Below are 13,821 nucleotides of genomic sequence, written 5' to 3'. Positions count from 1 at the left end.
TTCCAACGACGGGAGTCGATCGTCTACCGGTTCGTGCTTGATGGGCAGAGCGTCAACGCTGGAGCGCCCTGATCGCCGGGCCATTAGCGGGCCATAAAGAGAGGTGACGAGGGGTCAACCACGGTCACTCAGGACCCGCTCACTGCCCAGCTCAGCGCCCCAACGGGCCGTGATCGATGCAGTTCCCAAGCTGACAGCGCGGGTTCGATTCCCGTCACCCGCTCTCATAGCGAGGGCTCGACCGGTTCCTGTTATTGCCAAACCGCAACATCGCCTCCTGGCATACAAACGAGGCACAGGCTCTCGGGGCCGCGTACGCTCCACGCCTCATATCCGGCGTCGGGTTTCACGTTCAGATGCATCCCGCTGTCGAACACCAACCGCAGCAATCCCGACTTGAAGGCAACGGATGAGAGGAGCGTCGTACCGAAGAGAGCCAGAGCCGGAGCCACCTCCTGCCGTTCCGGCGCCAGACGCGAGGTCACCACGTCGGAGGCGCGCAACGGACCCTCGCTGAGCACCGCCTCAGCCTCCAGGTCCACTTGCGCTCCGCCATCCAATACCAGCGTCAACTGATAGCTCACACAGATTTGAGTCACCTGCATGCCGCGGTACGGCAGCAACCAACGATCTTCTAACTCGACCAGTTCCGTTCCATCGACCATGCGATATCCCTGTCAGACGTCGTCCGCAACCCTGCTGGCGCTTTGACGCGCTCCGTGCCCGTTGCGTGCCCGTTCGGAGAGCGATCAGCGGGGAGTCACGGTCACTCGACCGGCATATGCCCAGGTCAGCGTTTCCCCTGCTCGGAGGCCGTGATCTTGAGAGGTTTCCCAAGCTGACAGCGCGGGTTCGATTCCCGTCGCCCGCTCCATACACAAAGGCCCGGGTCGGGGACACGATCGCCGGCCGGGCCTTGGCTCATACCGCCGACCCTAGGCAGAAGGTCTCTGTCGGTGCGTAGTACGGTCACTGCGCGCCCGGCCGAGGTGGAACGCAAGCGTGCGGGCAGTCATTCTCGACTCCAGTCGTTCGCCCGCGTACGGAAGGGGACTCGCGCTCCGGTGAACCCGGGGCCGAGTCACCCCGACGTTGAAATGACGACCTGTCTCGGTGATCAGCCGCAGTGAGTCCAGTTCGATTGCCAGCCCTCACCAACACCGGCGCTGTTCGAAGCATGGCCTCCCCACGAGACACAGGTGCCGGCAGCGTTGACCTTCACGGGACCGGCGTAGATCTTGTAGGAGCCGGTGTCACTAATCTTGCTGCCGCCCTTCCTTTGGATGGTGGCCCCCGTAAGGGTGTTACCGCCCTGGTACTTGCTGCTCTTCCACGTCACCACACAGTTGGTGCTGCCGTTGTAGAGCAGGTAAATCGTGGCGAGCCCGCCGATGGCGTGGCTGTCGATGACGTGGTAGCTGCCGCCGCCGCACACCGCGGTCGGCGATGACGCGGCCATTGCCGGGCTGCTCATGACCACGGAACTGGCAAGTGCGACTGCCGTGGCGACCGTGAACACCGCTGCCTGCTTGAATCTACGCATTGTCTGGCTCACTCTCCTCAAGATCATACTTTGACGCTGGGAGCGTAACGGATCATCACCATGCATCGTGACGAAGCTAGACATTTCGTAGAGCCGCACTCCGGGTTGCGGCTCTCATTCTGGGTGCGCCCATACTTAAGATCATGGAACTGACCACGCCTCGGCTGCTGCTGCGTGACTTCCGTGCCAGTGATCACGCAGCCGTGCACGCGTTCGCCAGCGACCCAGAGGTGACCCGCTACACCGACTGGCCCGGGATGCGCGCGTCGCGCGAGAAACACCAGGTCGCAGACTGATCACCGGGCCATTAGCGGGCCATTAAGAGGGGTGACGAGGGGTCAACCACGGTCACTCGGGACCAGCCTTCCGCCCAGCTCAATGCCCCAGCGGGCCGTGATCGGTGCGGTTCCCAAGCTGACAGCGCGGGTTCGATTCCCGTCACCCGCTCTCGTCGTGAAAGCGTTGGGCGGCTTCGAGGGCGCGGCGGGCATAGGTCACGCCCTCGGCCGTGTCGGCAGTAGCCGTAGCCGGCCCAGCCGGCCAGCTCGGAGCGGCGGAGCGAGCATGGCCAAGGTGATGTGGCGGTGCCAGCCGTCGTAGCGTCTGACCTGGTACTGATCCAGGCCGACTTCGTTCTTGGCGGTCTGGAAGGCTGCGTCGGACAACCGGGTGCAGGCGGCCATTCTCGTCCACGATGCCGACCTCGGATGACCGGCAGGACACACCCACGGTGTAGGCGGCTCCCGCCGGGCGGCGGGGCTGTAAAGTCCTCAGCCCGCGCGGCTCGGCTGTAACCCACGCCTTCGGCGAACGCGGTCTCGCTACCTACGTCGTCCTGGAGCGCCAGCGGGAGACCCGTCTCGTTCGCATCGAATGGACGTGGCTCTCGGTCAGCGTGAGCGTGCCCGTTGCGTACCCGTACGATGGGCGACCAGTGGGCGAACACGGGGACTCACGGTCACTCGACCGGGATACACCCAGGTGAGTGTTTTCGCAGCCAAGGCCGCATAGTCTTGAAAGACTTCCCAAGCTGACAGCGCGGGTTCGATTCCCGTCACCCGCTCCATGAGCGACGGTCCGAGTCCGGCCATGATTCCCGACCCGAGCCTTGATTGTTTCCGAGCTGATTGATCTTCGCGGGCGCGCGCCAGCCTTGGCGCCGAGGAAGACGAGCGCGCCGGGATCGGCCCGAACGTAGGTGTCCAGGTGTTCGCAGAGCGCCGGAACAATCCCCTGCGGGATGCCGACCACGCGCCGCCCGGCCTTGGACTTGGGCGGGCCAAGGACCAGCTCACCCGTGGAGTGCTCGACGAAGGCAGCCCGAATGCGCACCGTCCCCGCGTCGAGATCCACATCTGTACGGCAGAGCGTGCTCACCTCACCCCATCGCAGACTCGCGAAAGCTGCCTGGGCCTTGCGCACCCACAAACGCAGCGTCTTCCGGCTGACACCCAGTTCCCGGGCTACCAAGGCGACCGTCCGGGCCGGGGCAGACAGGTACAGCGCGGCGGCATCGGCTTCGGACTCAGCCGAATAGACCTTCATGTCCACCAGGAAATCCTTGGTTCCAGATCTCCATGATCTGGCACCCAAGGTGTCCACACCTCCGGGGGTGCGCCACGAGGCGCTGGGAGCCCTACTTCCACCCCTTTGTCAGCTTATGTAGCCGAATATCCGAAATAGGCTAAACGCCCCATCTGGAATCGGTTGCCCAATAAATGCCGATTATGGTTGCCGACCGAATGGGCAGGGGCTAATTTTGATCGCGATCATGCACCCCCCACCTAAGGAGCGGTCTAAGCATGTCCGCGAACGAAAAGGACGATCAGAACACCACGTTCAGCCGCCGCGCGCTGGCGGGAGGCTTAGCCGCCACCGGCATAGGTGCGCTGTCGCTATGGGCTGCCGAACCGGCCGTGGCCAACACCGATCCGTCCGTGTTCAGCGTAGATGTCAAGGACTACGGCGCCAAGGGCGACGGAACCACTGACGACTCCGACGCCATCAAGGCCGCCGTCACCGCCGCGATCGCCGGCCGGACCAACGGCGTGGTGAAGAAGGAGATCTACTTCCCGCCGGGCACGTACAAGGTGACCAAGAAGGACACCCTGATGTGGTCACCCACCAGCGGCAATGCCGACCAGATCTTCGGCCTGCGCTTCCGGGGCGCCGGCCCGCGGGTGACCACCATCAACTTCGCCACCACCTTCACCGCCAACAGCGACCCTCGCGAGAACAACCTGATCACGGCCGCCGTCCGGCTGCGGTACACCTATTTCCAGGACATGGCCTTCCAGTCCAACAACGCCAACAACCGCTTCGCGTATTACTGGTCGGTCGACACCATCGACGGCACCTCTCAGTACCCCGAGTACGGCAACGGCCAGAACCAGTACTTCGTCTACCAGAACATTGAATGGAAGGGGCCCTGGGACCGGGTCATCGGCATCGACGGCGATCACGAGGCCAACAACAACAGTGAGCACCACTTCATCCTGTGCTCGACCGACACCGCCTCCGTCTACACCGACGCCTTCCTGCACTGCGGGATCTCCAGCCCGTCCAGCCGCAACCAGCAGAATCAGTTCCTCAACTACTTCATGCTGTCCTGCAACTTCGCGCTCGCCGGCGGCGACTTCTTCCGCTTTGACCGGGGCGGTTCCATCAACGTGCTCGGCGGCTCCTGGTCGATGGTTGGCTCTAACAACGCCCGGTACTTCTACATGCCGCTCGCCAACGGGGAGATCAGCGCGACCCGGCTGAGCGTCAGCGGCGTGCGCTTCGAGCCCAAGAGCGCCAACCACAAGATCATCGACTGTAACTGGAATAACGGCTCGGTGACCTTCACCTCCTGCTCCGACATGGCCGCCCTCCAGGTCCCAACAGCCGCCAACTACAACCTGCACCGGTACGCCGCCACCTCCAACCGGCTGCCGATCGCCCGCTACCAGGACTGCACACTGGCCGGCTACCACCTGGTGGACGCCGCCGGCTCCTCCCTGACGAACGGCAAGATGATCTACGAGGGTTGCCGTTTTTATCACACGACCACCGCAGTCAGCACCACCTCCGGCTCGGCCTTCCTCCGCTACGCGAGCGCCCCGGCCCGTTACGCCTTCCGCGACTCCTGGGCCACCGCCGACGTCGCCGGCTGACCCCACGCGTCCATCTACGCCCCATCCTCGTGGAGGAGCACCAGCGATAAGAGAGGGGTGACGAGGGGGCAACCACGGTTGCTCATGTCCGGCCTCCCACCCAGGTCAGCGCTGCTACGGGCCATGATCCATGCAATTCCCAAGCTGACGGCGCGGGTGCGATTCCCGTCACCCGCTCCACGCACTGAGGACCAGGTCAGGAGCGGTTCGGAGCCCAAGGCGGCAAGGATCTGACCGCCTTGGTGTGGCACGATGCCTGCATGCAACTTGATCAAACCCTTGTCGACGCAGCCATCGCACAGATGAATCGGCGATGGCCGGCTGATGAGCCGGGTGGCGCCGCGGCCGTCTACCTGGAGGATGGACAGATCCTCACCAGCGTCGGCCTGGACAATCTCAATGGCGGAGTGTCCTTGTGTCATGAGACTGGCGCCATCTGCCAGGCCTACACGCTCAACAAGAAGATCACTGCCTCCGTGTGCGTCTATCGGGCCTCCAAACGTGACCGCGTCCTCATCCTTCCTCCGTGCGGCATCTGCCAGGAGCGCTTGGCCTTGTGGGGGCCCAACGTACAAGTCGGTGTGCCCGACGACTCCAACGTGACGGGATGGGGCGTTCGCACTCTTCGCGACGTGAACCCGTTCTACTGGGGATCGCAGTTCACCGAAGATGGCGCCTGGCCTGCCCCCGAAGTCCACTCCTCCTAACAGACACGACGAGGCCCTGGCCCATGTCCCCCTTCGGTGGGCAAACAGGCCGGCGCCTGCACTCGGCGCTCGGCTACCGGCCACCTCTGGAAGTACTCAACGAGTCCCTTTCAACCCAAACAGCCGCATAGGCTACGCCCATAAGGCGGCTGTCCGGAATCACCATGACCCCTCAGTGTGAGGCGCGGCCCTCGTGTGTGCGTGAAAGATGTCCCTCTTCCTCTGTGCCTCTAGAGGACGAGGAAGGGAGCGGGCATGACCGCACAACCGCAGGACTTCATCTCCGTCGGTGCGCCTCTGCCTGAGAAGAACCTGCGAGCCATCCGTGCCGCGCTGGTCGTCCCGGAAGATCGCGAGGCTTTCGACGCCGGGCTCAAGACTGTGCTCGACGAGGTTAGGGTGAGCCTGGATCTTGGAGCGCTGAACGCCTTCGTGCACCGCTGGTGGATCTCAGCGTGTGATACTGCAAAGGATCCCGAAGGGCGCCGTCAGATGCACGAGCGCGCCCAGCAGGCTCTGGCCGGAGAACCCGTTCCTCAGGGGAGGCCGTGGCGGGAGATCCTTGCTGCTCGTGGGATCGATGCCTAGGTGTTCAAGCTCATCATCGATCCCGTAGCCGAGGAACAGATTGCTGCGCTACCCGATCATGCACTACGTCCGCTCGCGGACCTGTTCGCGCTGCTGGAGACCGCTCCTTGGAGCGGAGACCCGTACAACTCCAAGAACCCCAGGGCGAACATGCTTACGCACCCGTTCGGAGAACGTGGTCTCGCCACCTATGTGGTCCTGGACCGGCAGCGCGAGGTCGCTCCAGCGGCTTAGCCGTCAGCTCGTTATGAAAGCGTCCCTCGTACTTCGAGGCCATCGCATCGTAAGACGCTCGTGTAGCGAGCAAGAAGTCCGGTTTGGCCACGACGGATTACCCTATCCACTCCCTTACGACGCGTGGATCGACTCACTCTGCTGTCTTTGGCGCCTCCGGCGGGGGCGCTCCGGCTCCGGAGCGCTGCTCATCGTGGGCCGGGCCGTGGATGGCTGCGGTAGGGGCCTGATCACCCCGCCCGCCATCGACCCGGGACAAGCCGAGCAGACCAAGGCCCACCGGGTGGCCTTGGCCCGCTGTGTTGCCATTAGCGTGCCATCAAGAGGGGCACCGAGGGGGCAACCAGGGTTACTCAGGACCGGCCTCAGCCGCAGGTCGACGCCGCTACGGGCCAAGATCCCTGCAATTCCCAAGCCGACAGCGCGGGGTCGATTTCCGTCACCTGCTCTCAGGACGAAAGCCCACGTCAGCCGATCGGTTCGGGACACTAGGGCAGATGTGCTAACGGCGTTTGGGAAGTAGTTCACCTACCCGCGCCACCGTGTGCGTTCCGTCGCCCGTGCATCGCCAAACAGCGATCTCGTGCTCCAGCTCGGCGCGCAGGCCACGATCATGGCTAGAGCAGACGGGCCAAACCTCCCAGAGCATCTCCATGACCACTGCTTGGGTGGCATCGGCGACGCTCACGAGCGCCCCCTGAGCATTGCTTCCCTCAGCGGGCCAGATGCCGTTGCCCTGGCAACCACCCCGGAACTCCACCCAGGCATGACCGCTGCCGTCCCAGTCAGGGATGACCAACCGTAGGGGTCCGGTGATTCCCGCGCTGCGAACGTCACGCTCGACGACATTCAGTGCCTGCTCCAACGCCGCCCACAGACTCGGGTCATGGGAGAACGTCGGCTCGAAGTTGGCATCGCGGAGAAGCCCTCTGCCCAGACGGGTCACGTCGGCCGCTGTCAGATGGGCGGTCACGCGTTCGAGGAGTTCCCGTGTGGCTGGAGTGCTCATACCCGCTTCCTCCAGCAAGCAGGCCAACGCGATGACGGGTTCGGCGTCGAGGTCGTCGTCGCGCAACGCCACGTAGATGCGGCCCGTCAACTCGTCTACGACCGGCTGGGCTTGCTCGTGGGAGTGCACACTGCATCGTCTAAGTACCGCATGAATCACGGCAACCGCAATCGTGGCCTGCGACTCGGCCAAGACAGGGCATCGAGGAATTTAAACCGCTGTCCCAAGATCTTCAAGGTGGTTGCGAATGAGGGCTGGTCGGCGCACTCGCCGAGGCCGCCACCATGCTGAGCGATTCGGAAGTCACCCTCCCCGGGGGCACGTCTCGTTGGACCTGAGATTCGAATGGCCTCCCCATGCTTCGCGAACTGATCGACAACGGCCACAGCATCGAGGACCCCGACGAGCATGGGTGGCCACTGTTACACCACCCACGCCATAGACGTGGAGATCGACGGGCACGACCAGACCGGCAAGCTCTGCATGTCGATGTCACGGCCTACTCGCGTATGACCAGGCCGCGAGCCTGTTGAAGCCGCTGCGGTGATGCGGTCCGCCCTGGGGGAAGGGCGACGCCCCGGGTTCGTCAGCGGGGGCTTGCGAACGTCGCGAGAGGAAGAATGCGCACAACCGCCTGTCATGGGCGCCGTCGGCCTACCCGCTGCCCATCATCGTCCACTCTTCACGGGTGAGGAACACTTCCGGACGCGTCCTCGCCGTGCCGTTGGAATCGCAGGCCGTAAACACTTCCTCGCCGAATTGCGTGCTCACGCGAGGACCGTCCTGCTGTCCGCCGAACGCCCAGCTCAACTGAGACACGTCGGCAACCCTGGGCGCGAGGCCTGCGCCCCACTGGCCAGAAATCGCGATCCGGTGAAGGCGCGCCTTGAGCACGCGCCAGAGCGGGCGGGGAACCGCGGTCACTCGCGGGGAATCACTGCGGACGACGAATCATCACAGCGGCCTGAGGCTGCGGCTCATAGAAGCGCTCCACCATGGCGATCTCCTCTGGCGAGCATCGCCACAGAAACTTGACCTCAGAATTCCGTTTCAGCAGGTCCACAGTGCATGCCACGGCAGAGACGGTCGGGGTGACGGCTGAGCCAACCCACCATCGATCCCGCCCACCGTCCTCCCAGGCAAGGCCGAGCGGGATCTGAAGAACCACATCCTGCTCACATTCGTCGACCTCGACCTGCGTGACGAGTGCCCGTCCCAGAAGATTCGGGGGGACCCAGGCGCGGCGACACCGGCGGTGGAGCGATGGATGCGGTTTCACCGCGGACCGTGCCCGTCTCGCGTCCCGTGGGGAACGGACCGTGTCACGGGAGGACGACGATGCGTCCGCGGGGTCGATGAGGCTCGGCGCCTTCCTGAAGGTGGTGGGACCGGGCGGCCTCGGTGAGCGGCAGCCGTGTCCCGATCCGGGAGACCAGGGTTCCGCAGGCCAGGAGGTGGTTGATCGCCGTGGCCGCCGCGGCGAGTTCGGCTACGGTGGCGTTGCTGATCACGAAGCCGCGGAGGCTGGCGTTGCGTGTGTAGAGCTGTCCGACCGGCAGCACGGGGGTGGCGCCGAGACCGGCCATGATGATCATCCGGCCGCCGCGGGCGAGCAGGGGGACGGTCTGTTCCAGGTCGTGTTGGCCGGCGTTGTCCCAGAACACGTCCACGCCGTCGGGAGCGAGTTTGGCGATCTTCGCGTACACATCCGGGTCGTGGTAGTTGACGACCTCGTCGGCGCCGCACTGCCGGCACCAGTCGAAGTCGTCCGGGCGCGCGGTTGCGATGACCCGCGCCCCCGCGGCCGCGGCGAGTTGGACGGCGGCCGTGCCGACCCCGCCGCCCGCGCCGGTCACGACGACCGTCTCCCCGATCCGCAGACCCGCCTCATCGACGAGGCCGATGTGCGCGGTGGCGGCGGTGTGCAGGGATGCGACCGCGTTCTCCGGATCAACGCCGCCGGGCAGGTGATAGAGCCGGTCGGCGGGCACGGCGGCGTACTCGGAGAAGGTCCCCTGGCGACCGTCGAGCCCCAGGCTGTTGCACCACACCGCGTCGCCGGGAGCGAACCCCGGCCCCGCCGTGACCACAGTCCCCACCAGGTCGCGGCCGATGATGAACGGATACGGCAGGCGCGTCCGGTAGGCGCCGGAGCGGATGAAGGTGTCGACGTGGTTGACCGCGAGTGCGCGCACCTTCACCAGGACCTCCGACGAACCGGGCTCGGGCATGGGGAGCCGTCCGATCCGTATCTCGTCCGCCGGGCCGGGGCGCGTGACGTACGCCGCGGTCATGGTCTCCTGGTCGCTCATCGTCCCTCTTCCAGGTCGGCGAGGTACGTACGCGCCCACGCCTGCCTGAGATCACCCTCGTCGGCGCCGCCGAAGGTGTAGGCCGGAGACAGGATCGGCAGCGCCCGCTCCACGTGCACGAGGATCGCGCGGTGGGCGGGGTAGCCGGGACCGTTCAGGTTGAGCAGCCACGCGTGCAGCCACTCGTACACAGGGTCGCCGGGCTCGCGGAACTCCGCGGTGCCCTTGAACCGGTAGCCCCGCCTGCGAAGGAAGTCGATCGAGTTGATCTCGATACGCGGATCGCGTTCGAGGTTGCCGACCGTGTTCGGGGACGCGATGTCCATGAAGGCGATGTGCTCGTCGTCGTATACCCGCATCGACCCCTTGGGCGAGAGATTGGGCGAGCCGTCGGGGCACACGGTGGCCACGAAGGACAGACGGGCGGTCTCCACGATCAGCCGCATATCGTCGTCGATTGTCTTCATCGTCTCTCCTTCAGTGAGGCCCACGCTTCGGCCTCGCGGAGGACGTCTCCGCGCTTTCCGCGTAGGTCCCGCCTTGGTCGGACGGGCTGTCAGCGGGCCGTTGAGAGGGTGACGAGCGGGTCTCTGCCCAGCTCAGCACTCCATCCAGCCGTGAACGATGTAGTCCCCAGGCTGACAGCGCGGGTCCGATTCCGTCACCCGCTCCATCTACCCAGACCTCCGTTCGCAACGCAGTCAGCCGACCCAAGGCTGCGCCACCGGCTTCGGCGGGCGTGCCGTAACCGGCAGCCCGAGGAGGAAATTGGCGGCAATAAGCGGCCCGTGTCCGCCACGCGCACCTCGATGAACTCGGCCATGCCGCGTGGTTCTCATAGGGATCACGGGCAGCTGCAAGCTGTGGGTACGGCCGGGGAGCCGTTCTCGCGCGAGGCTCACCGCTCGAGCCGCTACGCGCGATCGCCGGACTGATCCCGAAACCTGATCATCCCGCCCACCATCGAGCCGGGACAAGCCGAGCAGACCGGATGATCAGGCGGGCGACGTGCGCGCAGTGAGTCCGCATGCTGTCCGTGCTCGATGCAGCCGCATGATCAGGGAGTGGGCCGTTGGTCTTGCGGAGCCCGTGCCCACGCGCTGGTCACATGGAGGCGGAGCCCGCGTTGTCAGTGGACCTGCGGCATATGACGACCCAGGACACGAGATACGACCGTCTCGGCGGGCCTTGCGAGCACTCGCTCCAGGTCGGGGGTCTGCCTTTCCAGCGCGCCCGCGCGCACCTGGGCAGAGATCCAGCTCATGGGGCCCGGGCCGGCGTCCGGGAGTTCGCGGTAGGTCACTCCCAGTGCCGTGGCCACCTCGGGGTAGCTCCACAGGGGGCCGGTGAAGTCGTACGCCTGGCCCAGATGTCCCTCACCCGTCAGGACGTTCGCCGCCGCCGCGGCCAGGTCTGACCGGAACGCCGTGTTCAGCCCGCGGCCCCCGGTACTACTCGTGATCGCTCCGTCGGAGACCTGCGGGACGAAGGCGTCGCTGTAGAAGGGATGACGCAACAGCGTGTACGGCAGACCGCTGTCGAGTATCGCCCGTTCGGTGGCGTGATAGGCCTCGGTCATGCCGGTGGCGGCTGTGTCAGCTCCCAGGAAGCTGGTGAAGACGATGGCACCGACCCCGACCTCCTTGGCGGCGGCCACGGCGGCCAGGTGCTGCCTGATCCTGCGGGCGGAGTCGAGTTCCGGTGAGGAGATCAGAAGGAGGCGGTCGGCCCCCTCGAAGGCCACACGCAGACTTGCCGGATCGTCGTAGTCGCCGCGCCGGGCTGGTACGTCTTCGGGAGCCCGTTCGGGATCACGTACGACGGCTACGACGTCCCCCCTCGTCCGTAGATTGTCGATGACGAGACGGCCGAGTGCACCGGAAGCGGCCGAGATCACGATCATTGATAAGGCTCCCTCTGTGGACAGTCGCTCCAGTGAACTCCCGGCGTGTGACGCGATGCCATCCCTTTTCGGACGAGCCCGGGCAGGCGAGGGCCCTGAAGCTGGGGCAGTTGGCTGCCCCCCAGGGGAGGGGCCGATCAATCGTTCATGTCCGGCGTGGTGGCGTGACTGCGGGTGCTGGTGCCGCCAAGGTGGCCGGATGCCCCTCGCCGCCTCCCTTCGAGGGATCTCGAACTCCACTACCGCGGCGTCGTCGCCGGCCTCGCCGAATCACCGGAGTCCGTCTGACCACGGAGCGGCTGAGGCGTGAGCACACGCGATTCGTTCAGGGGCCCTGCTGGCGTGATGTACCGCCCGATGACGGCGAGCTTTGGCCTTAGTACGTGCCTGAGGAGATCGGGTTGTGCTGGATGTCAGTCGCAGACATGGCGCGGTTGTCGTCGGGCGGGTCCGCCTCAGGTGAGGCGGCGGGCCATGCCCCGCGATGGCGACCCGTTCAGAGCGTGATCAGCGAGGACTCGCCCCGCGTGCTCCTCCGCCGAAGAAGTCGGCCAGCACGGGGGCCAGCACGTCGTCGGACACGCCGTGCCACTCGCCCTCTAGCGGCAGGTGACGCCCCTGAGGAAGTGCCGCCGCCACACCGGCGGCCCAGCCTCGCAGGCGGTCGTCGCTGGACTCGCTGTTGACGACCAGGGCGGGCGCGGTGACGGACTGGAGTGTGGCGTGGGAGACGGCCGGGGTTATCCGGGCGTCGTAGGCGAGCGTGTGCGCGATGCCCTCCAACATCGGGAAGAAGGGAGCCTGCCGCATCCCCGCGACCATCTCGGGGGGTACGCCGATGCTCTTGTGGAAGTGCTCGACGGCGTCGGCCCGGCGGCCGGCGGCGACGAGTTCGTCGATCTCGGCTGCGAGGTCGCCTTCCTGCGGCGACTGGTCGAGGGCGATCGGTGGTTCGAGGAGCGAGAGCATCGAGATCGGCAGCCCGGCCGACGCTCCGAGCAGGGCCAGGGCCGCACCGGAGGAGAACCCGTGGACGAACGCGGCCCCTCCGCCCGCCGTGATCACGGCCGCGAGGTCCTCTACTTCTCGTTCCACCGTGTACGGCAGCGTGTCGCCGCTCTCGCCACGTCCGCGTCGGTCGTACGTCACCACCGTGAACCTGTCGGCGAGGCGTTGCGCGAGTGAACCCATGGGCCCGAACCCGCGGAACCCACCTGCCGCGTCGACCAGTACGAGCGTGGGCCCTGTACCCACCTGTTCGAACCCGATCTTCGTGCCGTCGCGTGACGTCACCGTGGCCATGGCGGTCCCTTCGTCTCGGCGACCTCCGACGCTACAGAACGCCACTTGACAACCCGCGAGATCGGAGACGTACGCGGCGGCCCTGAGGCCTCCCAAGGTGCCACATCTCGGCAAAGAATGGCTTCCGACTCGTCGCCGCCATCGCCAAGGCGCTCACCCTGCTCACCCCCTGACCCGTGACAATCAGTGGAGCCCGGCGGCTCCGAGGTGGCCGCGTTGCCGTTAGCGTGGCAGGGTGGACAACGATGACGCTCACCTCTTCCAACCGGGTGATGCCGCGATCCTCGTCGGCGGCGGCGTCGTCCTGGTGCTGCTTCTCCTGCCCACCGTCGTCTGGCTCGCCACGGTGCTGCTGCGCCGCCGCGGCTAGCCCGGACGCCCCTATCCCGGGCAGCACGGCCGTTATGCTCGCACGGTGATCGCTTCCTGGGATCCGGCGACGCCCGGCGTGCTGCGACTGCCCTCAGGCCGGCTCGTGCGCGGGCGGGGGCTCAGGCGGCCTCTCCCTGACGGCCCGACGCCCGCCTACGCGCTGTACCTGCTGGGGCACGAACCGCCCGCCGTCGACTGGGAGGCTCGCTGGGTGCGCTGGCCGGACTTCTGGCTGCCGTCCGATCGCGCCGCCGCCGGGGAGGCGCTGCGTGAGGCGTGGGCGCGCGCCGAAACCGAGCGCGTCGAGGTCGCCTGCGGCGGCGGTTACGGACGCACCGGTACCGCGCTGGCCTGCCTCGCCGTCCTCGACGGGGTGCCGAACGACGAGGCGGTCGCGTACGTCAGGAAGCACTACGCGGCGCGCGCCGTGGAGACCCCCTGGCAGCGCCGCTTCGTCGCCCGTTTCCAGTAGCGCGCCGCTCCCCCGCCACGGACGCGGGCTAGAACCTGTACGGACTTCGGATCTTCAAACGGGTTGAGGGTTTCGGATCTACAAGAATGTGGGCCAGTGCTCCGGCGTTTACGCCGGGGTGAAGGCCCTCGTGGGAGTGCCCGCTAGGGCGCGAGCGTGCCCTGACCTTTCAGGTTTGTCGGCAGCAGCTTCACTCACACAGGTCGTTTCTGCTGCTCGATGTA

At 66.1% G+C, this 13,821-nt stretch carries 15 protein-coding genes and 2 pseudogenes; 7 read left to right on the top strand and 10 right to left on the bottom strand.

From position 1 onward, the window contains the following. Window positions 1–251: 251 nt before the first annotated feature. Together ABZ297_RS43250 and ABZ297_RS43245 are read right to left on the bottom strand one after the other, a co-directional pair. Window positions 252–665 (bottom strand): DUF6188 family protein, encoded by a 414-nt coding sequence (locus ABZ297_RS43250; RefSeq protein WP_355359180.1) that lies wholly within the window; start codon window positions 663–665, stop codon window positions 252–254. Window positions 666–1,117: 452 nt separating this feature from the next. Then, on the bottom strand, window positions 1,118–1,543 hold the full coding sequence (locus ABZ297_RS43245) for a spore-associated protein A (RefSeq protein WP_355359177.1): 426 nt from the start codon (window positions 1,541–1,543) through the stop codon (window positions 1,118–1,120). 143 nt (window positions 1,544–1,686) lie between these two features. On the opposite strand from ABZ297_RS43245, the gene ABZ297_RS43240 reads away from it, so the two are divergent. Beyond that, window positions 1,687–1,839: a GNAT family N-acetyltransferase gene (locus ABZ297_RS43240; protein WP_355359174.1), complete on the top strand. Its 153-nt coding sequence runs from the start codon at window positions 1,687–1,689 to the stop codon at window positions 1,837–1,839. 198 nt (window positions 1,840–2,037) lie between these two features. Here ABZ297_RS43240 and ABZ297_RS43235 read toward each other — a convergent pair. Continuing rightward, window positions 2,038–2,193: pseudogene (locus tag ABZ297_RS43235) on the bottom strand (IS701 family transposase); the annotation flags it as partial. A 766-nt stretch (window positions 2,194–2,959) separates the two neighbouring features. Then, a pseudogene (locus tag ABZ297_RS43230) lies at window positions 2,960–3,094 on the bottom strand (transposase); the annotation flags it as partial. Window positions 3,095–3,345: 251 nt separating this feature from the next. Between ABZ297_RS43230 and ABZ297_RS43225 the strand changes: the two are divergent. The 4 genes from ABZ297_RS43225 to ABZ297_RS43210 all read left to right on the top strand — a co-directional run bounded on the left by ABZ297_RS43225 (window position 3,346) and on the right by ABZ297_RS43210 (window position 6,227). Further along, complete coding sequence (locus tag ABZ297_RS43225; protein WP_355359171.1) at window positions 3,346–4,698, top strand: glycosyl hydrolase family 28-related protein; 1,353 nt, start codon at window positions 3,346–3,348, stop codon at window positions 4,696–4,698. Between the two features lie 260 nt (window positions 4,699–4,958). Then, on the top strand, window positions 4,959–5,405 hold the full coding sequence (locus tag ABZ297_RS43220; protein ID WP_355359168.1) for a cytidine deaminase: 447 nt from the start codon (window positions 4,959–4,961) through the stop codon (window positions 5,403–5,405). A gap of 255 nt (window positions 5,406–5,660) precedes the next feature. Further along, window positions 5,661–5,993, top strand: coding sequence for a DUF6247 family protein (locus ABZ297_RS43215; RefSeq protein ID WP_355359165.1), 333 nt, complete (start codon window positions 5,661–5,663; stop codon window positions 5,991–5,993). Further along, window positions 5,994–6,227, top strand: a complete 234-nt coding sequence (locus ABZ297_RS43210; protein ID WP_355359162.1) for a hypothetical protein — start codon at window positions 5,994–5,996, stop codon at window positions 6,225–6,227. Between the two features lie 502 nt (window positions 6,228–6,729). On the opposite strand, the gene ABZ297_RS43205 is transcribed toward ABZ297_RS43210, so the two are convergent. The 6 genes from ABZ297_RS43205 to ABZ297_RS43180 all read right to left on the bottom strand — a co-directional run bounded on the left by ABZ297_RS43205 (window position 6,730) and on the right by ABZ297_RS43180 (window position 12,753). Continuing rightward, window positions 6,730–7,365 carry a hypothetical protein gene (locus ABZ297_RS43205; RefSeq protein WP_355359159.1) on the bottom strand — a complete coding sequence of 212 codons (636 nt, stop codon included), beginning with the start codon at window positions 7,363–7,365 and terminating at the stop codon, window positions 6,730–6,732. 525 nt (window positions 7,366–7,890) lie between these two features. Next, on the bottom strand, window positions 7,891–8,130 hold the full coding sequence (locus tag ABZ297_RS43200) for a hypothetical protein (RefSeq protein WP_355359156.1): 240 nt from the start codon (window positions 8,128–8,130) through the stop codon (window positions 7,891–7,893). Window positions 8,131–8,558: 428 nt separating this feature from the next. Further along, a complete protein-coding gene (locus ABZ297_RS43195) occupies window positions 8,559–9,548 on the bottom strand; it encodes an NADPH:quinone reductase (protein ID WP_355359153.1) in 990 nt (329 codons plus the stop codon). Next, window positions 9,545–10,015 (bottom strand): pyridoxamine 5'-phosphate oxidase family protein, encoded by a 471-nt coding sequence (locus ABZ297_RS43190; RefSeq protein ID WP_355359150.1) that lies wholly within the window; start codon window positions 10,013–10,015, stop codon window positions 9,545–9,547. Before ABZ297_RS43190 ends, ABZ297_RS43195 begins: the two co-directional genes overlap by 4 nt. 662 nt (window positions 10,016–10,677) lie before the next feature. Further along, window positions 10,678–11,451: an NAD(P)H-binding protein gene (locus tag ABZ297_RS43185; RefSeq protein WP_355359147.1), complete on the bottom strand. Its 774-nt coding sequence runs from the start codon at window positions 11,449–11,451 to the stop codon at window positions 10,678–10,680. Window positions 11,452–11,958: 507 nt separating this feature from the next. Beyond that, a complete protein-coding gene (locus tag ABZ297_RS43180; RefSeq protein WP_355359144.1) occupies window positions 11,959–12,753 on the bottom strand; it encodes an alpha/beta fold hydrolase in 795 nt (264 codons plus the stop codon). 235 nt (window positions 12,754–12,988) lie between these two features. Between ABZ297_RS43180 and ABZ297_RS43175 the strand changes: the two genes are divergently transcribed. Beyond that, the gene (locus tag ABZ297_RS43175; protein ID WP_355359141.1) at window positions 12,989–13,123 is read left to right on the top strand and encodes a hypothetical protein; all 135 of its coding nucleotides are present in this window, start codon (window positions 12,989–12,991) and stop codon (window positions 13,121–13,123) included. Between the two features lie 45 nt (window positions 13,124–13,168). Further along, a complete protein-coding gene (locus tag ABZ297_RS43170; RefSeq protein WP_355359138.1) occupies window positions 13,169–13,597 on the top strand; it encodes a protein-tyrosine phosphatase family protein in 429 nt (142 codons plus the stop codon). Window positions 13,598–13,821: the final 224 nt, after the last annotated feature.

Origin of the sequence: Nonomuraea sp. NPDC005983, assembly GCF_040614375.1 — a bacterium.
Taxonomy (GTDB): Bacteria; Actinomycetota; Actinomycetes; order Streptosporangiales; family Streptosporangiaceae; genus Nonomuraea.
The sequence above is the reverse complement of the archived record's forward strand: the minus strand, read 5'-3'. Positions and strand labels throughout refer to the sequence as shown.